The sequence below is a fragment of the Rhizobium sp. 32-5/1 genome (assembly GCF_029537235.1).
Taxonomy (GTDB): Bacteria; Pseudomonadota; Alphaproteobacteria; order Rhizobiales; family Rhizobiaceae; genus Pararhizobium.
On the sequence record NZ_CP120638.1, the window covers coordinates 3199729 to 3220993 of the forward strand.

At 60.8% G+C, this 21265-nt stretch carries 18 protein-coding genes and 7 pseudogenes; 11 read left to right on the forward strand and 14 right to left on the reverse strand.

Going from position 1 to position 21265, the window contains the following annotated elements; genetic code table 11:
• Positions 1–79 precede the first annotated feature (79 nt).
• The 3 genes and pseudogenes from P6U16_RS15985 to P6U16_RS15995 all read right to left on the reverse strand — a co-directional run.
• Positions 80–342, reverse strand: a pseudogene (locus P6U16_RS15985) (DUF2312 domain-containing protein).
• A 96-nt stretch (positions 343–438) separates the two neighbouring features.
• Complete coding sequence (locus P6U16_RS15990) at positions 439–744, reverse strand: DUF1244 domain-containing protein (RefSeq protein ID WP_277701362.1); 306 nt, start codon at positions 742–744, stop codon at positions 439–441.
• 28 nt (positions 745–772) lie between these two features.
• Positions 773–1569: pseudogene (locus tag P6U16_RS15995) on the reverse strand (N-formylglutamate amidohydrolase); the annotation flags it as partial.
• Between the two features lie 295 nt (positions 1570–1864).
• Here P6U16_RS15995 and P6U16_RS16000 point away from each other — a divergent pair.
• Positions 1865–2236 (forward strand): annotated as a pseudogene (locus P6U16_RS16000) (DUF1036 domain-containing protein); the annotation flags it as partial.
• A complete protein-coding gene (pyk, locus tag P6U16_RS16005; RefSeq protein ID WP_277701363.1) occupies positions 2236–3675 on the forward strand; it encodes a pyruvate kinase in 1440 nt (479 codons plus the stop codon). The pseudogene P6U16_RS16000 and the gene pyk, both read left to right, overlap by 1 nt.
• Positions 3676–3744: 69 nt before the next feature.
• Here the strand turns inward: pyk and P6U16_RS16010 are convergent, their stop codons facing one another.
• The 6 genes and pseudogenes from P6U16_RS16010 to P6U16_RS16035 form a co-directional block, all read right to left on the reverse strand.
• Positions 3745–4710, reverse strand: coding sequence for an alpha/beta hydrolase (locus P6U16_RS16010; RefSeq protein ID WP_277701364.1), 966 nt, complete (start codon positions 4708–4710; stop codon positions 3745–3747).
• A 162-nt stretch (positions 4711–4872) separates the two neighbouring features.
• Entirely contained in the window at positions 4873–5478 is a 606-nt protein-coding gene (locus P6U16_RS16015; RefSeq protein ID WP_277703872.1) for a hypothetical protein, read from the reverse strand.
• A gap of 170 nt (positions 5479–5648) precedes the next feature.
• Positions 5649–5774, reverse strand: a complete 126-nt coding sequence (gene ykgO, locus P6U16_RS16020; protein ID WP_113242037.1) for a type B 50S ribosomal protein L36 — start codon at positions 5772–5774, stop codon at positions 5649–5651.
• 192 nt (positions 5775–5966) lie between these two features.
• Positions 5967–7016, reverse strand: a complete 1050-nt coding sequence (locus P6U16_RS16025) for a 5-(carboxyamino)imidazole ribonucleotide synthase (RefSeq protein WP_277701365.1) — start codon at positions 7014–7016, stop codon at positions 5967–5969.
• Positions 7016–7480, reverse strand: a complete 465-nt coding sequence (gene purE / locus P6U16_RS16030) for a 5-(carboxyamino)imidazole ribonucleotide mutase (protein ID WP_277703873.1) — start codon at positions 7478–7480, stop codon at positions 7016–7018. Before purE ends, P6U16_RS16025 begins: the two co-directional genes overlap by 1 nt.
• Positions 7481–7529: 49 nt before the next feature.
• Positions 7530–7732 (reverse strand): annotated as a pseudogene (locus tag P6U16_RS16035) (YdcH family protein).
• A gap of 213 nt (positions 7733–7945) precedes the next feature.
• On the opposite strand from P6U16_RS16035, the gene P6U16_RS16040 reads away from it, so the two are divergent.
• Positions 7946–8119: a DUF465 domain-containing protein gene (locus P6U16_RS16040; RefSeq protein WP_158474859.1), complete on the forward strand. Its 174-nt coding sequence runs from the start codon at positions 7946–7948 to the stop codon at positions 8117–8119.
• 187 nt (positions 8120–8306) lie between these two features.
• Here P6U16_RS16040 and P6U16_RS16045 read toward each other — a convergent pair whose 3' ends face one another.
• Complete coding sequence (locus P6U16_RS16045) at positions 8307–8567, reverse strand: metalloregulator ArsR/SmtB family transcription factor (RefSeq protein WP_277701366.1); 261 nt, start codon at positions 8565–8567, stop codon at positions 8307–8309.
• A 100-nt stretch (positions 8568–8667) separates the two neighbouring features.
• Positions 8668–9447 (reverse strand): sulfite exporter TauE/SafE family protein, encoded by a 780-nt coding sequence (locus P6U16_RS16050; RefSeq protein WP_277701367.1) that lies wholly within the window; start codon positions 9445–9447, stop codon positions 8668–8670.
• Between the two features lie 103 nt (positions 9448–9550).
• Between P6U16_RS16050 and P6U16_RS16055 the strand changes: the two genes are divergently transcribed.
• The 7 genes and pseudogenes from P6U16_RS16055 to P6U16_RS16085 all read left to right on the forward strand — a co-directional run.
• The gene (locus P6U16_RS16055; RefSeq protein WP_277701368.1) at positions 9551–10204 is read left to right on the forward strand and encodes a thiamine phosphate synthase; all 654 of its coding nucleotides are present in this window, start codon (positions 9551–9553) and stop codon (positions 10202–10204) included.
• Positions 10205–10237: 33 nt separating this feature from the next.
• Positions 10238–11361, forward strand: a pseudogene (locus P6U16_RS16060) (tetratricopeptide repeat protein).
• A 120-nt stretch (positions 11362–11481) separates the two neighbouring features.
• Positions 11482–12045: an elongation factor P gene (gene efp, locus P6U16_RS16065; RefSeq protein WP_277701369.1), complete on the forward strand. Its 564-nt coding sequence runs from the start codon at positions 11482–11484 to the stop codon at positions 12043–12045.
• Between the two features lie 71 nt (positions 12046–12116).
• Entirely contained in the window at positions 12117–12917 is an 801-nt protein-coding gene (locus P6U16_RS16070; protein WP_277701370.1) for an inositol monophosphatase family protein, read from the forward strand.
• A gap of 175 nt (positions 12918–13092) precedes the next feature.
• Positions 13093–14199 (forward strand): MotA/TolQ/ExbB proton channel family protein, encoded by a 1107-nt coding sequence (locus P6U16_RS16075; RefSeq protein WP_277701371.1) that lies wholly within the window; start codon positions 13093–13095, stop codon positions 14197–14199.
• A 3-nt stretch (positions 14200–14202) separates the two neighbouring features.
• Positions 14203–15234 (forward strand): peptidoglycan -binding protein, encoded by a 1032-nt coding sequence (locus tag P6U16_RS16080; RefSeq protein WP_277701372.1) that lies wholly within the window; start codon positions 14203–14205, stop codon positions 15232–15234.
• 108 nt (positions 15235–15342) lie between these two features.
• Positions 15343–16974, forward strand: a pseudogene (locus P6U16_RS16085) (FAD-binding dehydrogenase); the annotation flags it as partial.
• A 22-nt stretch (positions 16975–16996) separates the two neighbouring features.
• Here P6U16_RS16085 and P6U16_RS16090 read toward each other — a convergent pair.
• Positions 16997–17989 carry a tripartite tricarboxylate transporter substrate binding protein gene (locus P6U16_RS16090; RefSeq protein WP_277701373.1) on the reverse strand — a complete coding sequence of 331 codons (993 nt, stop codon included), beginning with the start codon at positions 17987–17989 and terminating at the stop codon, positions 16997–16999.
• A 178-nt stretch (positions 17990–18167) separates the two neighbouring features.
• Positions 18168–19897 (reverse strand): annotated as a pseudogene (locus P6U16_RS16095) (ABC transporter transmembrane domain-containing protein).
• A gap of 292 nt (positions 19898–20189) precedes the next feature.
• Here P6U16_RS16095 and rpmE point away from each other — a divergent pair.
• The gene (gene rpmE, locus P6U16_RS16100; RefSeq protein ID WP_158474842.1) at positions 20190–20411 is read left to right on the forward strand and encodes a 50S ribosomal protein L31; all 222 of its coding nucleotides are present in this window, start codon (positions 20190–20192) and stop codon (positions 20409–20411) included.
• Positions 20412–20655: 244 nt separating this feature from the next.
• On the opposite strand, the gene P6U16_RS16105 is transcribed toward rpmE, so the two are convergent.
• On the reverse strand, positions 20656–21174 hold the full coding sequence (locus P6U16_RS16105; protein WP_277701374.1) for a DUF1465 family protein: 519 nt from the start codon (positions 21172–21174) through the stop codon (positions 20656–20658).
• Positions 21175–21265: the final 91 nt, after the last annotated feature.

Below are 21265 nucleotides of genomic sequence, written 5' to 3' on the forward strand. Positions count from 1 at the left end.
GGAGATTATTCCTCCTCCACATTTTGGTTAGGGGCTGGGGGCAAACCAGCGGTTTTTTGTTTGTGCAAATGGCTGACGCCTATTCGGCTTCCGGCGCGTCGATCATGCCCAGTGCTGCGAGATAGGTGTCGAGGATGGCTTCCTGTTCCATGCGCTCATCCTTGTCCTGCTTGCGGATCGCGATGACCTTTTTCAGGATTTTCGTGTCGAAGCCCGTTCCTTGGCCTCGCCGTAGACATCCTTGATGTCGTCGGCGATGGTCTTCTTTTCTTCTTCCAGGCGCTCGATGCGCTCGATGAACGACCGAAGCTGGTCGCGTGCGACGCCGTGGGCATCCGACATGGTGTTCTCCTTTTCGGGATTGAATTTGTGGTGGTGACGTGCCGCGAACGCCCGGCAAGGTCAAGGCCCATTGCGCAACAGCACGGGAATTTCGGTCTATTCCTTCGGGCGGTTGATCTCAAAAGCCGCTTTCTGGCTGTCCGATGCTTCGCGCTGGTGCAGGGCCTGCCAGGCGTCGTAGGGCATGCCGTAAACGATCTCGCGCGATTCTTCCTTGCTGATCGGGATGTCGGCCTTTTCGGCCGCCTCGCGGTACCAGTTGGACAGGCAGTTGCGGCAGAAGCCGGCGAGATTCATCAGATCGATGTTTTGTACGTCGCTGCGTTCACGCAGGTGCTGAAGCAGGCGGCGGAAGGCGGCAGCCTCGAATTCGGTCTGCTGCGTCCGGGTGAGATCGGTCATCGCTTTGTTCCTTTGTCCGTGAGAACGCGTAGGGTCCCGTACGAGATGGATGGCGTTGGGTCGTATGGAGTTCGGGCATGGCGTTGAGTGCGGAAAAGATCGGTGCCAGGCGGTTTTCCCATTCCATAACGCCTGCCTCGTCGGCGATCAGGTCCTGTCGGACCTCGATCAGTGCGTGGGGGTGCCTGTCTCCATGCAATGCCGATACATCGTATCGCCGCGCAGGGCGCCGTCATAGGGTTCGTTGTCGCCAACGAGAATGTCGCCTTCCGCCTCGAGTGCCGCGATCAGCGGGCGCACGGCGCGGGGGTCGTTGTCCCACAGCACTGCCGCGTGCCAAGGGCGGGGAACGCCTTTCCAGGCCGGCGTGTAGGAATGCACCGAGATCACCAGAGGGGTCGCACCGCTGGCGACCGACACCGCGGCGAGCGTCTCGGACGCGGCGCGATGGTAGGGCCGGTGGAAGCGGTTCAGCCGGCTCTCCCATTCCTTGGCCGTAATCGGGTGGTTTCCGGGGATAATCGCGCCATCGGAGATCTTCATGATCAGCGTCGGATCGTCCTCGCCGCGGTTGGGATCGATCAGGAGACGCGAAAAACAGCCGAGCACCGCGGGTACGTCAAGCCGTGCCGACAGGCGCCGGACCAGCGGTTCGACACCGATATCATAGGCGATGTGGCGGGCAAACGCCGTCTCCGGCAGTCCCAGCCTGCCATATTCCGCCGGCAGCCGGTTCATGGCATGATCGGCCAGAAGCACGAGGCCGCGACGCGCATCGCCGGGAAGAATTTCGAAAGCCTGCTCGAAAGCCTGATTGTTCTGCATCGGTCTCTACTGTTGTTTTGCGCCTGTCACGGTTTGATGGCATGCAGTCCGGGCAATCGCAAGGCAGAGGGGCATTTGTCTGATTTACGCCAACAAAAAGCCGGATGTAATCGATTAGACTTGCGTTGACATTCACGGCGCACCGTCGCAAGAAAGTGCCACGACAAATCGCAATGGAGACCCATTGGAAACCGTGTCCAGACATGCTTTTCCCAGTTTGAACCGGCTCTGGCCTTTTGCCAGCACTGTCCTGTTTTTTCTGGCTTCCTTCCTGCCGCTGACGCTTGCCAGCGAGGCGCGCGCCGATTTCCGGGTCTGCAACGGAACGCAGAACTTGGTCGGGGTCGCCATTGGCTATCGCGCCAAGGACGGCTGGATGACGGAAGGCTGGTGGCAGGTTCCGGCAACGACCTGTGCGACCCTGATCGAGGGCGAGCTGCAGTCGCGCTATTATTACCTCTATGCGGAAGATGCCGCTCGCGGCGGTCGCTGGACGGGCGATGTCAACATGTGCGTTGCCGAAAACGAATTCAAGATCACCGGTGTGCAGGATTGCTTCGCACGCGGTTTCCAGCGCATGGGATTCAAGGAATACGACACGGGGCGTCAGGGGAGCTGGATGGTTCAGTTGTCCGATGCGCCAGGGACTCAAGAAAGTCAGAACTGATGAAGCGGAACAGAAAAGTTAAGATCCTCGCGACGCTGGGGCCGGCGTCCAGTGAAGAAGCGATGATCCAGAAACTGCACGAGGCGGGCGCTGATCTCTTCCGGATCAACATGAGCCATGCCAGCCACGACATGATGCGCACGCTGATCAAGCGTATCCGCAACGTCGAGGCACGCTGCGGCCGGCCGATTGGCATCCTGGCCGACCTGCAGGGCCCGAAGCTGCGCGTCGGCAAGTTCGTTGACGGCAAGGCCGACCTGGTGGCCGGCCAGACCTTCACGCTCGACAACAACGAAGCCCCCGGCGACAACGCGCGCGTTTTCCTGCCGCATCCGGAAATCCTGGAATCGGTCAAGGCCGGGCATCGGCTGCTGATCGACGACGGCAAGCTGCACCTGCGCGCTGAAAAATGTGACGGCAAGAGCATCGTCTGCACCGTCGTTTCAGGCACTAAAATCTCCGACCGCAAGGGCGTCAGCCTGCCCGATACGCTGCTCGCTGTCGGTGCCTTGACCGAGAAGGACCGCGCCGACCTTGATGCCGTGCTCGAAACCGACGATGTCGATTGGGTTGCGCTCTCCTTCATCCAGCGCCCGGAAGATCTGTCGGAAGTGCGCAAGGTCTCGCGCGGCCGCGTCGGCCTGATGTCGAAGATCGAAAAGCCGCAGGCTATCGAGCGCATCGACGAGATCATCGAACTGTCCGACGCCCTGATGGTCGCCCGTGGTGACCTCGGTGTAGAAATGCCGCTGGAATCGGTTCCGGGCCTGCAGAAGCAATTGATCCGCGCCTGCCGCCGCGCCGGCAAGCCGGTGGTCGTCGCCACCCAGATGCTGGAATCGATGATTTCGGCACCGGTTCCGACCCGTGCCGAAGTGTCCGACGTTGCCACCGCCGTGTTCGAAGGGGCCGATGCGATCATGCTGTCGGCCGAGTCGGCGTCCGGCGATTATCCGGTCGAATCGGTTGCGACCATGGCGTCCATCGCCAGCAAGATCGAGACAGACCTGCATTATCCGGGCATCATCTATGCGCAGCGCACACCGCCGGAAGCAACCGGCGCCGATGCGATATCGCTTGCCGCCCACCAGATTGCAGAGACGCTGAAGCTGTCGGCGATCGTCTGTTATACCTCGTCCGGCACAACCGGACTGCGCGCTGCCCGCGAACGTCCGCAGGTGCCGATCCTGGCTCTGTCGCCGGTCATCCAGACGGCCCGCCGCCTGGCGGTCGTGTGGGGCCTGCACTGCGTGGTCACCAGCGATGCCACGGATCTTGACGATATGGTCAACCGCGCCTGCCGCATCGTCGTTGACGAAGGCTTCGGCAAGCCGGGCGACCGCGTCATCATTTCGGCCGGGGTGCCGCTCGGAACGCCGGGTGCCACCAATATGCTGCGGATCGCCTATATCGGTTCGGACGGCCTCAGCGGCGTCTGATCGCGTTCCTATCGGAATCACCGAGGCCGCGCGTCCGAAAGGATCGCGCGGCTTTTACTTGGCTGATTCTCAGTTAAAATTGTCTGTCGCGATGCGCGCTTCCGCCTTTCGAGCCAGCCCATCCAGATTGCGCTTTTTCCCGGCAACCGTCTCGATGGCGGCAATGGCCAAATCTGTGACGACATAGTCGGGCTTGTGACCCAGATTGTGGACGGTGATCAGCCTCGACCCAGCTATGGCGTCATGCAGTCCCCGCGAGTGGATCTCGGGCAGGACGACATTGTCCCTGTCGCCGGTGATTATGATGGTCGGCACCTTGATCTCGCGGTAGCGGTGCGCAGTCTTCTTTACATATTCAAGCAGGTTTGCGACATCTATGGCATTGTTGCGGAAGGCGCGGGGCCGCAGCGCCAGATAGGCGCCTGTGCGCTCGATATAGTCGTCCGGCCGGCGGTTGGGCGCGAAGACCGACTTTGTCGCCTTGTCGATCACCACAAGGCCGGCCGGTGGCGCGACCAACGTCGCGAAAAGCCAGCCAACCACCGGGGCCTTCGTCACCTTGTAGTACCATTCGATGCCGCCGGGCCACGGGTGCGTGGCGGGCGAGAGGAAGACCAACCCCTCGACCATCTCCTTGTGGTTCAAGGCGAACGTAGCGGCGACCGCGCCGCCGAAGGAATGGCTGACGATGATTGCCTTCTTGATGCCCCGCTTCTTCATCAAGGCTGCAATCGCGTCTGCCTGGCCGTCCGGATAGCCGTTCTGCGGGCCGCCGCGCTCGGAAAATCCAAGGCCCGGACGATCGAGAAACAGCATGTCGGCGCGGCCCTCGAGCTTGTCGCGGAAAGCACCCATGGGATCGCGCAGATTGGCGCTGGCTCCGTGGATGAAGACCAGCGTCGGCAGGTCGGCAGATTTTGGGCGGGGGATGTAGACGCTGTTCATCCGGTAGCCGCCGACGTCGATCAGGTCTCCCTGAAGGCCGGTTTCTTTCTCAAATGCTGAGGCTTGATAGGAGCTGAAGGCAAAAGCCATGACTAAGGCGCCGGCGAAAAGCGAGGAAACATAAAACATGATTGTCCTGAAGGCTGGTCGCATCAAACACTCTCCAACTGAAGGCGCATGCTTTCAGCGGCCTGCAATGTTGTTTATGGATTGATACGATAATTGCAGCGGGCTAGTTTCCTGCCGCGAGGATTATGTGCGATTTCCCGCCAGTTTTTCCTCAAGTTCGCCCAGTTGCGATTGCGCATTGCGATCGGCGGGGTAGATGGCGAGAAACTGTTCCCAGGCCTTGAGTGCCAATTCGTCCTGCCCGGCGGATGTCAGGATTGCCGCCATGCCGGCAAGTGCACCGAAATGACGCGGCTCGATGGCCAGCACGCGATTAATGTCCGACATCGACTTGCGGTAATTGCCCATCTGGAAATGCAGGGTGGCGCGCTGATTCCAGCCCTCGACATATTGCGGAGCGAGGTAGATGACCTGGTCAAAAATATCCATGGCCGCCGGCTGTCGGCTGGTCTGGATCGCCTTGGAAGCCCATTGCATCAGCAGATTGACCGAGGCGCTGCCCGAATCCTGCCATTCCGTTCGGATGCGATCGGAAATTTCCCGTGCCTTGTCCGCGTCGCGCTCACGCTTCAATTCGACAAAGAGCGAATCAAGACGCTGCTTCGGCGTCGTCATTTCGGCGGCGGCAGGTTCGTTTGCCGTGTCTGCGGAGAGAGCCGGCGCTGTACCAAGAAGCAGCAAGGCCAGGCTTGCTGCGGGAATCAGAAGTGAAGACATGATTTTAGCCATGCCGGACATGGTAATCCGCCATGGCTGAAGATCAAATCAAATTTAGGACATCGGTCCGTTTGTAAACGGAAACGCCGCCTGATGCCGTTGGCACACGGATGTGCGTAGACAGGCGGCGTTCAAGCATTCCAATCCGAAATCAAGACAGTTTCGGATCGTGCCTGCGCAAATCAGCCCTGACGGGCCTTAAAGCGCGGGTTCAGCTTGTTGATGATGTAAACGCGGCCCTTGCGGCGAACCAGGCGGTTCTCGCGGTGACGGCTCTTGAGCGACTTGAGCGAATTTTTGATCTTCATTTTTCTGATCCGCAGTTTCGGGGAAAACATTCGCCCGGCTTTGACAATCAAAAGCGCGCCGCAGACCGATAAGGCCGAGCGCGCTCTTAGGGTGGCAGGCAAATAACCCGGCGTCGTAAAAGTGTCAACCGCAGCAGGCCTGTTTTCCTAGCCAGAACCGGCTTTTCTGTGGGTTTCCCCATCGTCTTTCCGTCAGACGAGCCAGGTGACGTGGCCCATCTTGCGGCCCGGACGCGCTTCCGCTTTGCCGTAGAGGTGAACGAGCGCATTCGGCCGCGAAAGCCAGGCGGGAACGTTGTCGATGTCTTCGCCGATCAGATTCTGCATCACGCAATCGGAATGCCGGGCGCCATCCGACAGCGGCAGGCCGGTGATCGCGCGGATATGCTGCTCGAACTGGGAAACGACGCAGGCCGCCTCCGTCCAGTGGCCCGAATTGTGCACGCGGGGCGCTATTTCGTTGGCAACCAGGCTGCCATCAGGCAGGACGAAGAATTCCACGCCTATGACGCCGACATAACCGAGCGAATCAAGAATGGCCTTGGCAGCACCGCGCGCCTTTTCAGCCGTGTCCGCACCAAGCGAGGCGGGCACAGTCGACGTATGGAGGATGCCGTTGCGATGGATGTTTTCGCCAGGGTCAAAGCACGAAACGGTGCCGTCGATCCCGCGTGCGGCGATGATCGAGACTTCGCGGTCGAAGGCAACGAAACTTTCGAGAATCAGCGGCACGCCGCCCAGTTCGTTGAAGGCGCCGGCCGGCAGATCCTGCGGCCCCCTGAATACCTTCTGGCCCTTGCCGTCATAGCCGAGCCTGCGGGTTTTCAGCACGCCTTTGCCTTCGAAATCCGCGAGCGCCGCTTCCAGCCCGGCCTGGTCGTCGACGGCGTGAAAGTCTGCGGTGGGGATGCCGCAATTCTGGATGAAGCGTTTTTCCGTCACGCGGTCCTGCGCCACTTCCAGTGCTTTCGGCGGCGGATAGACGGGTTTCGACCGGGCGAGAAATTCGGCGGCCGAAACCGGCACGTTCTCAAATTCATAGGTGATCACGTCGCAGCTTTGCGCCAGCGCTGCGAGGGCTGCCTCGTCGTCGTAGGCCGCAACAATCTGGCCGTTGGCGACCTGCGTCGCCGGGCAGTCGGCCTGTGGCTCAAGAATGATGGTGCGGAAGTTGAGGCGGGCTGCCGCAATGGCGAGCATGCGGCCAAGCTGCCCGCCGCCGATGATGCCGACCGTCCGCATCAGACTTCGTCCACCGGATATTCGGCCACGGCCTTCGTCTGGCGTTCGCGCCAGTCGTCGAGGCGGTCTGCGAGTTCAGGATCGCTAAGCGCCAGCACGGCCGCGGTCAGAAGGGCGGCATTAACCGCGCCGGCACGGCCGATGGCGAGCGTGCCGACAGGAATTCCGGCCGGCATCTGCACGATGGACAGCAGGCTGTCCTGGCCCGAGAGCGCCTTGGACTGAACGGGCACGCCGAAGACGGGAAGGGGTGTCATGGATGCGGCCATGCCAGGCAGATGGGCCGCGCCGCCAGCGCCGGCGATGATGACTTTGAAACCTTCGTCGCGCGCGCCCTTGGCGAATTCCACCAGCCGGTCCGGCGTGCGGTGGGCCGAGACGATGCGGGCGTCATAGGCAATGTCGAGCGCATCGAGCGTGTCGGCAGCATTCTTCATGGTTTCCCAGTCGGACTGGCTTCCCATGATGATGGCGACGGGCGGTGTTGATGGTTTCGTCACGTCTGGTTCCGCTTCAGGCGATGATGTCGGGGATGACCTGGTCTTCGATCGAGGTGATCCGGTCCTTGATCGAGAGCTTTTCTTCTTCATGCGCTGGATACGCAGGGCATCGCAGCCTGTCTGGATCATGGCATTTATAGCGACATCATAATCTTCATGTTCCTGCCTCAAACGCGCAACTTGCAGTCTGAGTTCGGCATGGTCCTGGTCTGGCATCCCTCAAGTCCCTGTCAGTACCGGTGGCGGCTGGACCGCCGTCCGGATCATTTCGTGCGTCGCTCTAGCATAGAATGTTTGGTAACGGGAAGTTATCCTTCGTCATCATTTGGCCTTCGACAAATGAAAAATAGCGTGGCACACTTGTTGTGTTACGACCTGGAACATCCGGCATTTACGGACCGGATGCAAGCAAAAGGAAGGGACTGCCAAATGACCATTGAGGCTCATCTTGCAACGCTTGAGAAAAAACATGGTGCTCTGGAACAGGAGCTCCACTCGGCCCTTATCCATCCTTCTTCCGAGGATCAGAAAATCGCCGATATCAAGCGCCGTAAGTTGCGTTTGAAGGACGAAATCGAAAAGCTTCGTTCATCGATTCACTGATCACCAACAGCATTCCAAGTTGCATCGGGAGACCTATAACCAGCGCCGGGATGAAATACAGGTTCTGCTATGAGGCTGTATTGCCCGGCGAGCGGCAGTGTTTAGCGTGGATATGATATCCGCAACGTACCGCAGGGAAACTGGTTTCCCGATGTAGGCTTGAGACGGTGGGGACGGGGCAGGTGTTCTAGGACCAGAACTGGTCGAGCCATAGATTGACCCGGTCGAAGCCGGGCTTGTTGATTGCGTAGATCCGACGCGTGCCACTGGCTGAAACGGATACAAGATTGCAATCCAGAAGCGCCTTCAGATGCTGAGAGACGGCCGGCCGGCTGATTGGCAGTCCGTGTGCAAGCTCATTCACCGTTTTCGGCGCACGACGCAGTTCCTCCAGCAGGTAGCGCCGGTTCGGATCCGCAATCGCATCGAAGGGGTCGGTTGTGGACATTGGGAAAAGCTAGGAGAAATCCGGCGCTCCGGCAAGCAAATTGTGCGGTGCCACAACGCAATTTTGCCTTGCAGCAACGTCAGCGGGCGAGCACTGCGCGTCACGCGCCGGCTATGACAACGGCAACGCCATCCCAGACCAGCTTTAGGCCCGCGAAAAACGCCATCGTGTACATGAACGGGTAGAAGACATCCGGCCGCATCCTGCGCACCAGCCAGGCGCCGCAGACGGTTGCCAGCATGGCCAGCGGGAATAGCGTCAGCGAGGTCTTGAGGTTGCTGAGATCGAGCTGGCCGAGCGCAAAATAGGGGATGAGCTTCACGACGTTGAGGACGGCAAAAAAGCGGATGATCGTGCCGGTATATTCCCGCGGCGGCAGTTTCAGCGGAAGCGCATAGATCTGGAAGGGCGGCCCTCCGGCATGGGCGACAAAACTGCCGTAGCCGGCAAAGGCGCCAAACAAGGTTGCCGGCACCGCGCGATGTCCCTTGGCTGGAATGATGACGCCTTGGCGCGCGCGCCAAAGGTTGTAGACGTAGCGCAGCACGAAGAGCACGGTGATCAAGCCGATGATCAGCCGCAGCGCATCGCGCGGCACATAGGCGGCGGTTGCCCAGCCGATGGCTATACCGACCATGGCGCCTGGCAGCATGATCTTCAGGGTTTTCATGTCCGCGTGTTTGCGCCACATCCAGAGCGAGACGAGGTCCATGGCAATGAGGATCGGCAGCAGAAGGGCTGCCGCCTGAACCGGCGAAACCGCGAGCGAGAGAAGCGGCACGCCCATCAGCGCCAGGGCCTCGCCCATGCCGCCTTTGGCCAGCCCGACAAGAAGAACCGCCGGAATGGCGATGGCATAAAAGTGCAGGTCTGGAAGCATGGGTATCGGTTGATCCTTTTGTCCGCAGGGTCTATCGCTTTTCTCCACTGAAATCGAGTAGGGGTTGCCGGATGGATGCCGGAAACCCGCAGGAACAGAAAACATGAGCCAGACCGACAATCGCTGCCGCCTCGTTCTCGTGGTGCCTGATATCGCCGATATCGCCGAGCGGACAAAGGTGCTGGGTGACGCCCTGCGCGGCGGGGACGTCGCCTCGGTCATCGTGCCGCAATACGGTCTCGACGACCAGACATTCCAGAAGCATGCCGAGGCGCTGGTTCCGCTGATCCAGAATGCCGGTGCTGCAGCGCTTCTCGCCGGCGATACCCGCGTTGCCGGTCGCGCCAAGGCCGATGGGCTACATATCGAAGGCAATGCCGAGGCGCTTGCCGAGGCCATGGAAAAATTCTCGCCGAAGCTGATCGTCGGCGGCGGCAATGCGAACGACCGTCATCATGCTCTGGAAGTCGGCGAAGCGCGGCCGGATTATATCTTCTTCGGCAAGGTGGAGGGTGACATCAAGCCGGAAGCGCATCCGAAAAATCTCGCTTTGGCCGAATGGTGGGCCTCGATGATTGAAATCCCCTGCATCGTCATGGGCGGCACCGATCCGGAATCGGCGCTGGCCGTGGCCGAAACGGGGGCGGAGTTCGTCGCGCTCCGGCTGGCTGTTTTCGGCGATGCCGCACAGGCCGCAAGTGTGGTCGCCAATGTCAATGCGCTTCTGGACGAAAAAGCGCCACGGTTTGAAGATTAAGACATTTGCATGTTGAACCGCTCCCGTCTTTCGATGCACCTTTTTCGATGCTTCCTGCTCTGCACCGTCCTGATCGTGCCGTCATTGGCTGCACGAGCGCAGGGCGCCGCGGAGGATGATACCGGTGCGGCGACGGACGGTGTCGATCCCAAGCGCGGTCGCATCACGCCCTTCAACGGCGCGGTGCTGCCGGAAGGCGAGCAGACGGTGGCGAAGCCGCCGGTGGATGAAACAAAGAAGGACGAGAAGCCGTCCGGTGGTGTCAACGTGCTGGATCGCATGGGCGCTACGCTTCCGGATCTGCCCCAGGAAAAGCCGTTTGACGGCAAGCCGGATGAAGCTTACGGCGCCTTCCAGCGCGGCTATTATCTGACGGCGATGGATCTGGCCCTTCCGCGGGCGCAGCTCGGTGATTCCGCAGCGCAGACCCTCGTTGCGGAAATCCTGTCGCAAGGGCTTGGCGTTGCCAAAAGCCCAAGGAAGCGGCCTTCTGGTACGGGCAGGCCGCCAAAAGCGGTGATCCGACCGCGATGTTCAAATACGCGCTTCTCCTGATGGAGGGCCGCGACGTCCCGCGCGACAAGAAGACCTCGGAAGAACTGATGAAGAAGGCGGCCGATCTCGGCAATTCTTCGGCGCAGTTCAACTATGGCCAGCTTCTGGTGGCCGACATGCCAGGCGAACGTGGATTGAAAGCGGCCATGCCATACTATGAGAAATCCGCCGAGCAGGGTATTGCCGATGCGCAATATGCCCTGTCGCAGATCTACCTGAATGTCGACGGCATCGACGAAAATAAGCGCTCCAAGGCCCGGGAATGGCTGCTGCGCGCGGCCCATGCCGGTTTTGATACCGCGCAGCTCGATGCGGCGATCTGGCTGATCGAGGGGATCGGCGGCGACCGCAATCTGGAGGATGGCTTCGGCTGGATGCGTCGTGCGGCGGAAAGCGGCAACACCGTCGCGCAGAACAAGCTTTCGCATCTCTATGTCAATGCCATCGGCACGCGGCCCGATCCAGTGGAAGCCGCGAAGTGGTACGTGCTGTCGCGCCGGGCCGGTCTCAAGGATTTGGCACTTGAGGATTTCTATCTCGGTCTGGACGACGATCAGCAGAAGGCCGCCCTTGCCGCCGCCAACAAATACAGAAGCTCCTGACGGTCATTTGCAGGCAAGACTTGAACTTTAGGGGTTTTTGTGGTCTTGAGGCCGAAAATTGGCCCGTTCCTGCGGTGCCGACGTCTTTAGGGAATGTTTTCCCAGGAAAACCGACAGACCATGAAAATCAACGGCAATGAAATACGCCCGGGTAGCGTTATCGAGCACAATGGCGGGCTCTGGGCCGCCGTGAAGTCGACGACGGTTAAGCCTGGCAAGGGCGGTGCCTTCAATCAGGTCGAGCTGAAGAACCTGATCGACGGAACGAAGCTCAACGAGCGCTTTCGTTCCTCCGAGACGGTCGAACTCGTCAGCCTCGAACTGAAGGAATTCCAGTTCCTGTTCGAGCAGGGCGAGGCGCTGGTTTTCATGAACATCGAGAACTACGAGCAGCTGGAGCTGCAGAAGGATTTCGTCGGCGACCGCGCCACCTTCCTGCAGGACGGCATGATGGTAACGGTCAAGCTCTATGATGAAAAGCCGATTGGCATCTCGCTGCCGGACCAAGTCGTTCTGACGATCGCCGAGGCCGATCCGGTGGTCAAGGGCCAGACGGCCGCCTCTTCCTACAAGCCGGCGATCATGGAAAATGGCGTGCGCGTCATGGTTCCGCCGTTCATCGCCACCGGCGAGCGCATTCTCGTCGATACCAACGAAATCACCTATCTTCGCCGCGCGGACTGATCTGCGGCGGCACAGTCAATTGATCCCGTCGGTTCACCCGGTCGTCGGTTCATAGTCCAAGGAAAGCCAAGATGGCACGTTCTGCTCTTCTCAATGTCATGGTTCAAGCCGCCTTCAAGGCCGGCAAGTCTCTGTCGCGCGATTTCGGCGAAGTGCAGAACCTGCAGGTTTCGCTGAAAGGTCCCGGCGACTACGTCTCCCAGGCCGACCGCAAGGCTGAGAAACTGATCCGCGAGGAACTGCTGAAGGCTCGCCCGACCTATGGTTTTCTTGGCGAGGAGAGCAAAGAAATCATCGGCACGGATGGCGCCCATCGCTGGATCGTCGATCCGCTGGATGGCACGACGAACTTCCTGCACGGCATCCCGCATTTTGCGATCTCGATCGCGCTCGAGCGCCAAGGCGAGATTGCCTGTGCTGTCATCCTCAACCCGGCAACAGACGAACTCTACACCGCCGAGCGCGGCGGCGGCGCCTTCCTCAATGATCGCCGGCTGCGCGTCGCAGCCCGCAAGAGCCTGTCGGACGCCGTCATCGCCACCGGCACGCCGCATCTCGGCCATGGCAATCACGGGACCTATCTTGTCGAACAGCGCCATGTAATGGGCGAAGTCGCCGGCATGCGCTGCCTCGGTGCCGCCTCGCTGAACCTGGCTTACGTGGCAGCCGGCCGTGTCGACGGTTACTGGGAGCGCGGCCTGTCGTCCTGGGACATTGCCGCCGGCATGCTGCTGATTCGCGAGGCGGGTGGCTGGGTGACCGATCTCGATGGCGGCAACAAGTCGATGGAAGACGGAACCATCGTTGCCGGCAACGAATATATCCGCAAGGCGTTGCAGGAAGTCGTGCGTCGCCCGATCCCCGGCAAGTAACGAAAAAATTCGCTAAATTCCGGCATCGGGCGCACTTGCCTGAATGTCGGCAATGCGTTGTTTTCCCTTCAATTCGGCACAAAGTTGATCTAGTCTCCCGGCAAGTGCGCAAGGGCCATCGGCCCGGGCGCCCTTTATCATGTGCATTCGTGCCTTAATCGGAGAGCAACGTCCTATGGCGAAACTGAAACTGTCGGGATGGGATGCCGCCGGAGAGACCGGGGAAGGTTACAATCCCAACAAGCTCTCCAGCCCGATGAGCTTCTTCTGGACGATGATTATCTTCCTCATCATCGTCGGCTTCGTTGGCGCCATCCTGTTTCGCCAGGCCCAGACCGCCTTCCTCGCCAATCCCGGACTGAACGGGCTGATCGCCGGTGTGCTGCTGATCGGTGCCCTTCTGGTCTTCAGCCATGTGCTCAGTCTCAGGCCGGAAGTGCGCTGGTTCAATTCGTTCCGCGCGGCGGGCAGTGCCGACAAGGTCGGTCGCGACCCGGTGCTTCTGGCACCGATGCGGGCGCTGATCGGTCAGCGTCATTCGATGACGATCTCGACCACTGCGTTGCGCTCGATCCTCGATTCGATCGCGACCCGTCTCGACGAATCCCGCGATACCTCGCGCTATCTCATCGGTCTTCTTGTCTTTCTCGGCCTGCTCGGTACCTTCTGGGGCCTGCTTGGCACCATCGGCTCGATCAACACCGTCATCCAGTCGCTTGATGCCGGATCCGGCGGCACGGAAGATGTGCTGGCGGCACTCAAAAGCGGACTTTCGGCGCCGCTATCTGGAATGGGCACGGCCTTTTCGACATCGCTCTTCGGCCTTTCCGGCTCGCTGATCCTCGGCTTCCTCGACCTTCAGGCCGGCAGGGCGCAAAATCGCTTCTATACCGAGCTTGAAAACTGGCTTTCCTCCGTCACCGACGTCAGCTCGGATCTTTCCTCTTCTTCTGACGGCCAAGGCATGGTTGCGCCGATCGAAGGGCTGCGCGAACTCACCGAGCAACTGTCGCGGCTCAATCATGATGGCGGGATGAACCAGCGGACCACGGCGGCCATGGCCAGCCTTGCCGAAGGCATTCAGGGTCTTGTCAAGAACATGCGCGGCGAGCAGCAGATGCTGCGCGACTGGATCGAGGCGCAGCAGGAAGAGGCGCGCTCCATGCGCAAGACGCTCGACAAGCTTGCCGCGCGCATCGGCCACACCGACAAGATTGCGGTCCATGCCGAAAAACCTGCGCATACCAAGCATGTGCGCGCCGACGAAGTCGGAGGGGAATAGCCGATGGCGCTGGCGCGGAAGGGCCGTTCCCAGAGAACCATTGATTACTGGCCGGGCTTCGTCGATGCCCTATCGACGCTGCTGCTCTCGATCATGTTCCTGCTCACCGTTTTCGTGCTTGGCCAGTTCCTGCTCAGCCGTGAGATTAGCGGTAAGGATGATGTGCTGAACCGGCTGAACAGCCAGATCAACGAATTGACGCAACTGCTCGCGCTCGAAAAGGGCAGCAACCAGGATCTCGAGGATTCGCTGGCCAATCTTCAGGCGTCGCTTGCCACCTCGGAAGGCGAGCGCTCGCGTCTGCAGTCTCTGCTCGATCAGGGCAGCGGCAGTTCGGAAGCTGCGACCCAGCGGATCGGCGACCTGACCGGCCAGCTGGAATCGGCCAATGAGGCCAGCACACGAGCGATGAGCCAGATCGACCTGCTCAACCAGCAGATCGCCGCCCTGCGCAGCCAGATCGCGGCAATAGAGGGCGCGCTCCAGGCCTCGGAGGCCAAGGACGAGTCGTCGCAGACGAAGATCGCCGATCTCGGCCGGCGCCTGAATGTCGCGCTGGCGCAGCGCGTGCAGGAACTCAATCGTTATCGCTCGGACTTCTTCGGTCGGCTGCGCGAAATCCTCTCGGACCGCGAGAATATCCGCATCGTCGGCGACCGCTTCGTCTTCCAGTCGGAAGTCCTGTTTCCCTCCGGCGGCAACGAGCTCAACCCGGCGGGCCAGGAAGAGATGGGCAAACTTGCGGCCGCCCTTCTCGACCTTGCCAAGGAAATTCCCGCCGAAATCAACTGGGTCCTGCGTGTCGATGGGCATACCGACAATGTGCCGCTCTCCGGTACCGGCCGCTACGTGGATAACTGGGAGCTTTCCTCCGCACGCGCGACATCGGTCGTCAAGTTCCTTATCTCCCGCGGCGTGCCTGCGGACCGCCTGGTCGCTGCAGGCTTCGGTGAATTCCAGCCGATTGCCGAGGGCGACAGCAAGGAAGCCCGCGACCAGAACCGCAGGATCGAGCTGAAGCTTACCGAGAAGTAGCGGTTCCCGGTGTTCTATTGGGCAGGAACAGTGTTCTGCCTGATTGCGCTTACGTTTACGTGTTCGTAAGCTGATGATCGATGCGGACAGGGAGGAGATGCGGATGAATTGCGACGTGCTTGTCGTTGGGGCAGGGCTTGCGGGGCTGGTTGCGGCCACGGAGGCTGCGGATCGCGGCCGCAAGGTGATCGTGCTCGACCAGGAGGGAGAGCAGAACCTCGGCGGGCAGGCCTTCTGGTCGCTGGGCGGCCTGTTTTTCATCGACAGCCCTGAGCAGCGCCTGATGCGCATCCGTGACAGCCATGATCTGGCCTTTCAGGACTGGATGGGGTCGGCGGGCTTCGACCGGCCGGAGGATCACTGGCCACGGCTCTGGGCCGAGGCCTATCTGAATTTTGCTGCCGGTGAGAAGCGCTCGTGGCTGCATGCCATGGGCATGCGCTGGTTTCCCGTCGTCGGCTGGGCCGAGCGGGGCGGGGGCTTGCCCATGGCCACGGCAACTCGGTCCCCCGGTTCCATGTGACCTGGGGCACGGGACCTGCGGTACTCGAACCCTTCATTCGCCGCGCCCGCGAAGCCGAAAGCCGGGGACTGATCCGCTTCCGCTTTCGCCACCAGGTCGATGAACTCATCATCATCAACGGCCGGGTCGTGGGTGCGCGCGGCTCGGAACTGCGGCAGGACGATTGCCTGCGCGGGCAAAGGAGCAACCGCGAAATTACCGGTGATTTCGAGATTGCGGCCGGTTCCGTGATCGTCACTGCCGGCGGTATCGGCGGCAATCACGATCTGGTGCGCCGCAACTGGCCGGTGGAGCGGCTGGGGCCAGCGCCGCAATCCATGGTCAGCGGCGTACCGCACCATGTCGATGGCCGCATGCTGGAGATCTCTGGTCGCGCACGCGGCGCGATCATCAATGCCGACCGGATGTGGCACTATACCGAAGGCATCCGAAATTTCGATCCGATCTGGCCGAACCATGGCATCCGCATTCTTCCCGGCCCATCCTCCTTCTGGTGCGATGCGGATGGAAAACGCTTTTCGGCGCCCGCCATGCCCGGCTTCGATACGCTGGGTACACTGAAGGCGATCCGCCAAGGCGGCAATGAATACAGCTGGTTCATCCTGACCAAGGCGATCATCAAAAAGGAGTTCGCGCTTTCGGGGTCGGAGCAGAACCCGGATATTACCGGGAAAGACATCCGCCTGCTGCTGAAGCGGCTCGGGAAGAGCCCGCCGGCCCCGGTACAGGCCTTTATGGACAAAGGCGAGGACTTCGTCGTGCGCAATCGTCTGGAGGAGCTTGTGCAGGGGATGAATGCCATCACCGGCGAGGACAGGCTTTCCGTGCGGCATCTTCGCCACCAACTTGAGGCACGCGACCGGGAGGTGGCAAATGCCTTTTCCAAGGATGCGCAGGTCACTGCGATTCGAGGTGCGAGGGGCTATCTTGGCGACCGCCTGATGCGCACCGCCAAGCCGCATCGCATTCTCGATCCGAAGGCAGGGCCGCTGATTGCCGTGCGGCTGCATATCCTCACCCGCAAGACGCTGGGTGGATTACAGACCGATTTGTCCGGACGGGTGCTCGAGCTTTCCGGCGAGCCGGTGCCGGGGCTTTACGCAGCGGGCGAGATCGCCGGCTTCGGCGGTGGCGGCATGCACGGCTACAATGCGCTGGAAGGTACCTTTCTCGGCGGCTGCATCTTCTCCGGCCGTGTCGCCGGCCGGAGCGTCTGATCCAGACTGTGAAGGCTGACGATCAATCCATCTGGACGTTGGCGTCCTTGACGACCGGCGTCCACTTGGCAAGTTCGGCCTTCACATGCGCCGCCAGTTCTTCGGGCGTGGAGCCGACGATGGTGGCACTGAATTCCTTCATGCGTTCCATCACGGTCGGGTCCTTCATGGCATTGTTGGCAGCAGTATTGAGACGCGCGACGATTTCTGGCGGCGTTCCGGCCGGCGCAAACAGGGCGTTCCAGGTGTAAGTCTCGTAGCCGGGCACGCCTGACTCCGCCATGGTCGGAACATCGGGGAAGGACGGTGCCCGTTCGGCGGTTGTCACCGCAAGCGCCCGTAGCGTGCCGGCCTTGATGTGGCCCGAGGACGAGGGCAGGTTGTCGAACATGATCGGCACCTGGTTGCCGATGACATCGTTCAGCGCCGGACCTGAGCCTTTGTAGGGCACATGCTGCAGGTTGACGCCGGCCATGCTCTTGAAAAGCTCTCCCGAAAGATGCAGCGGCGTGCCATTGCCGGACGAGGCATAGCTGTACTTGTCGGGGTTTGCCTTGAGGAGTGCTACCAGTTCCTCCACGGTCTTGACTGGCAGTTCCGGGTTGACGACAAGAACGTTCGGCACCAGCACCAGCAGCGAGATCGGCGCGAAATCCTTTTCCGCATCATAGGGCTTGGTCTTGAGGATCAGCGGGTTCAGCGCGTGGGTGGCGACGGTCGCCATCAGGATCGTATAACCATCCGGGTCGGCCCGCGCCACATTGGCGGCCCCGAGACTGCCACCGGCACCGCCGACGTTCTGGACGACCACCTGCTGGCCAAGCTCGTCCGACATCTTCTGCGCGATGATGCGGCCGACGACATCCGTCGATCCGCCGGCGGCAAAGGGAATGACGAGGGTTACCGGGCGATCCGGAAAACTCTGGGCTTGAGCCGGCATGCCAAAGGCTGCCGAGGCCAGCAGCGAAATACCAAGCGCCAGACCGGCGCGACGGGTTGTCTTGAAAACGGCCATTCGAATCTCCTCCCAGAAATCAACAGGCAAACTATCCGTCCCCCGCAGGGCGATCGAAAAAAGCATATCGGGCAATGATCGGCAAAAACAAGGGCTGCCCGGGCGGCGGGCTTCAGTCTATCGACTAAAGTCTTGTGTCTTTCGGATGTGGCGCCATGGCAAGCTGATACGGCGGGCCTCAGCCGCCGGCGGCCAGCAGCAGATTATCAGATCCCTGATCGAACTGCAGGCGGGCGAGCTTGGCATAGAGGCCTCCCTGACGCACGAGGGCTGCATGGGTGCCTTCCTCGACGATGCGGCCCTGATCCATGACGAGGATGCGGTCGGCCTTCAGCACGGTTGCCAGCCTGTGGGCGATGACCAGCGTGGTGCGGTTCTGCATCAGGCCGTCGAGTGCCTTTTGAACGAGCGTTTCGCTCTCCGCATCCAACGCGGAGGTCGCTTCATCGAGCAGCAGGATCGGCGCATCCTTGAGGATGGCGCGGGCGATGGCAATGCGCTGGCGCTGGCCCCGGAGAGCGTGATGCCGCGCTCTCCGACCGGCGTGTCATAGCCCTGATCGAGCCTTGCGATGAATTCATCGGCCTGAGCCGCAACCGCTGCGGCCTGCACCAGTTCGCGAGACGCCCCGGGCGAGCCGAAAGCGATATTGTCATGGATTGAGCTGGCGAAGATGGTGACATCCTGCGGCACGATGGCGATGCGGGCGCGCAGATCCTTCGGGTCGACCGCGCGCGCATCCACACCGTCAACGGTGATGGCGCCGCCGACGGGATCGTAGAAGCGCAAGAGCAGTGAGAAGACCGTACTCTTGCCGGCGCCTGATGGCCCGACAATGGCGACGGTTTCGCCTGAATTCACCGTGAAGCTCAGGCCATGCACGCTCTTGTAATCCGGTCGCGACGGATAGGCGAAGTGCACGTCATCAAAGGCAACGCCGCCGCTGGCCGGTTGCGGCATCGAAAGCGGATGTTCCGGCGCCACGATCTCAGGCACCTCGGCCAGAAGTTCGTTCAATCGCTCGGCTGCGCCGGCTGCCTGTGAGAGTTCGCCCCAGACCTCCGAGAGCGCGCCAAGCGCACCGGCGGCAAAGACGGAGTACAGCAGGAACTGGCCAAGCGTGCCTGGCGAAAGATTGCCCGCAAGTACATCCTGTGCGCCGAACCACAGCACGGCAACGACGCTGCCGAAAACCATGGTGATGGCAAAGGCGGTGAGCACCGAGCGCGCCTTGATGGCGGCGCGGGCGGCATTATAGGCGCTTTCCACCGCGCTGCCGTAGCGGGCCTGGGCGGCGGCCTCGCCATTGAAGGCCTGCATGGTTCGGGCTGCGGAAATTGCCTCTCCAGCATAGGCCGATGCGGTTGCCAGCGTATCCTGCGCCTCGCGCGAACGGCGGCGCACCGAGCGGCCGAAGCCGACCAGCGGGAAGACGATGATGGGGATTGCCGCAATCACCAGGCTCGACAGCTTCGGGCTCGTATAGACCATCATGCCGATGGCGCCGAGACACAGGATGGTGTTGCGCAGTGCAACCGAGGCCGTGGCGCCAACCGCGGACTTGATCTGCGTGGCGTCGGCCGTCAGCCGCGAGACGATCTCGCCCGACTGGTTGACGTCGAAGAAGGAGGGCGAAAGACGCGTGACATGATCGAAGACTTCGCGGCGCAGATCCGAGACAATGCGTTCGCCGAGCGTGATGACGAAATAGTATCGGGCAGCGCTGGCCAGCGCCAGGACGATGGCGAGCACCATCAGCATGGTGAAATAGGTGTTGATGAAGCCGGAATCGGAATTGGAGAAACCATGGTCGATCATTCGGCGCACAGCCATGGGCAGGGTGAGCGTCGTGGCAGCGGCTATCGAGAGCGAAATAACGGCGCCGATGACGAGATACCGATAACGCATGATATACGGCAACAGCTTGGCCAGCGGCCGGACAGATTTGCGCTCAGCCGGCGAAACGACCTTGTTTGACACGTAACCCCCAATCGCCAAGGGAAAGCCGGCTTTTCTCGCACAACTCGCCATTCGCGGTACTTGTTATCCTGATAGTCATCCTGTATAGGCACGGCATCAAATTGGGAAGCCGTAGCCAGTCAGGCGGTCTGCGGCATCATTTACGTGTTTGGTCCGGATGCTGCAATGGCCCGCAATGGGGCTTGCGACAATTGGACCCTGGACCTGCAGGAAGATTGTTATGAAGGCGAATATCCATCCCGCGTACCACATGATCAAGGTTGTCATGACTGATGGCACCGAATACGAAACCCGCTCGACCTGGGGTTCGGAAGGTCAGACCATGAATTTGGAAATCGACCCGACCTCGCACCCGGCCTGGACCGGCGGCAACCAGCAGATGCTGGACCGTGGTGGCCGTGTTTCGAAGTTCAAGAAGCGCTTCGAAGGCCTCGGCCTCTAAGATCTGTTTTCAGAGATATATCTTCGAAAGAGCCCGGTTTGTCCGGGCTTTTTTGTGTGCGCAACGGGTATCCCATAGTTCCGTACACCCCCGTCGTTCCACAATTCAACACGATGACCAAACTGCGCGAAAGCCGGTGAGCGGTTCTCCGCTCCATCATCCTGTCTTCTGCGACCGCAACTGTTCCAACAAAAAACCCGGCGCAACGGCCGGGTTGATCAGACATCATTTCATATATTGACGTTCAGCTTGCGCCAAAGGCCGTCTGCAAGAGGCTAAGCTGTGCCTTGACGCCATTCTGGTTGTCCGGAACGAAAGCCGACAGATCCTGCGGGCGGTAGATTTCGCGGTCGAGGATGGCGACGCGATTCTGCAGGCGCAGCGAACGGTCGATCAGATCGCGGAAACCTTCCGGCAGATCGTTCCAGCCCGGTGCCGTGCGATCGACATTGAAGCTGTCGAGGCGAACCTTGTTTTTCTCGGACAGGACCTGATCGCGGCTCATCTCGCCATTGTTGACGGCGCGCTGCAGCAGAAGCCAGGAAGCCATCTGCATCAGACGTGTCGTGAGGCGCATCGATTCGGCCGCGTACAACACCGAGGCCATGCGCGGCATGACTTTTGACGCAGCGCGGCCGGGACCATCGAGATAGCTCGCTGTTTCTTCAACCAGACCCATGCCTTCGGAATAGAGCGCCTTGAACTGCGCAGAAGACGCAGCGTGCCCCGCGAAGCTCACAGTATTCAATCCCCGTTCGGACATGTGTTATTTCCCTGGTTAAACGCATCACTTCTAGGTCAGGTAACGGCCGGGTTAACAAAAAGTTTCTTTGGCCCGGCGTCTACAGTCCAAG

Excerpts from the sequence above, each read along its gene's own strand:
- P6U16_RS15990 (WP_277701362.1), bottom strand. The coding sequence starts at position 744 with ATGACCGATCTCACCCGGACGCAGCAGACCGAATTCGAGGCTGCCGCC.
- pyk (WP_277701363.1), top strand. The coding sequence starts at position 2,236 with ATGAAGCGGAACAGAAAAGTTAAGATCCTCGCGACGCTGGGGCCGGCG.
- P6U16_RS16010 (WP_277701364.1), bottom strand. The coding sequence starts at position 4,710 with ATGGCTTTTGCCTTCAGCTCCTATCAAGCCTCAGCATTTGAGAAAGAA.
- P6U16_RS16015 (WP_277703872.1), bottom strand. The coding sequence starts at position 5,478 with ATGGCTAAAATCATGTCTTCACTTCTGATTCCCGCAGCAAGCCTGGCC.
- ykgO (WP_113242037.1), bottom strand. The coding sequence starts at position 5,774 with ATGAAGATCAAAAATTCGCTCAAGTCGCTCAAGAGCCGTCACCGCGAG.
- P6U16_RS16025 (WP_277701365.1), bottom strand. The coding sequence starts at position 7,016 with ATGCGGACGGTCGGCATCATCGGCGGCGGGCAGCTTGGCCGCATGCTC.
- purE (WP_277703873.1), bottom strand. The coding sequence starts at position 7,480 with ATGGGAAGCCAGTCCGACTGGGAAACCATGAAGAATGCTGCCGACACG.
- P6U16_RS16040 (WP_158474859.1), top strand. The coding sequence starts at position 7,946 with ATGACCATTGAGGCTCATCTTGCAACGCTTGAGAAAAAACATGGTGCT.
- P6U16_RS16045 (WP_277701366.1), bottom strand. The coding sequence starts at position 8,567 with ATGTCCACAACCGACCCCTTCGATGCGATTGCGGATCCGAACCGGCGC.
- P6U16_RS16050 (WP_277701367.1), bottom strand. The coding sequence starts at position 9,447 with ATGCTTCCAGACCTGCACTTTTATGCCATCGCCATTCCGGCGGTTCTT.
- P6U16_RS16055 (WP_277701368.1), top strand. The coding sequence starts at position 9,551 with ATGAGCCAGACCGACAATCGCTGCCGCCTCGTTCTCGTGGTGCCTGAT.
- efp (WP_277701369.1), top strand. The coding sequence starts at position 11,482 with ATGAAAATCAACGGCAATGAAATACGCCCGGGTAGCGTTATCGAGCAC.
- P6U16_RS16070 (WP_277701370.1), top strand. The coding sequence starts at position 12,117 with ATGGCACGTTCTGCTCTTCTCAATGTCATGGTTCAAGCCGCCTTCAAG.
- P6U16_RS16075 (WP_277701371.1), top strand. The coding sequence starts at position 13,093 with ATGGCGAAACTGAAACTGTCGGGATGGGATGCCGCCGGAGAGACCGGG.
- P6U16_RS16080 (WP_277701372.1), top strand. The coding sequence starts at position 14,203 with ATGGCGCTGGCGCGGAAGGGCCGTTCCCAGAGAACCATTGATTACTGG.
- P6U16_RS16090 (WP_277701373.1), bottom strand. The coding sequence starts at position 17,989 with ATGGCCGTTTTCAAGACAACCCGTCGCGCCGGTCTGGCGCTTGGTATT.
- rpmE (WP_158474842.1), top strand. The coding sequence starts at position 20,190 with ATGAAGGCGAATATCCATCCCGCGTACCACATGATCAAGGTTGTCATG.
- P6U16_RS16105 (WP_277701374.1), bottom strand. The coding sequence starts at position 21,174 with ATGTCCGAACGGGGATTGAATACTGTGAGCTTCGCGGGGCACGCTGCG.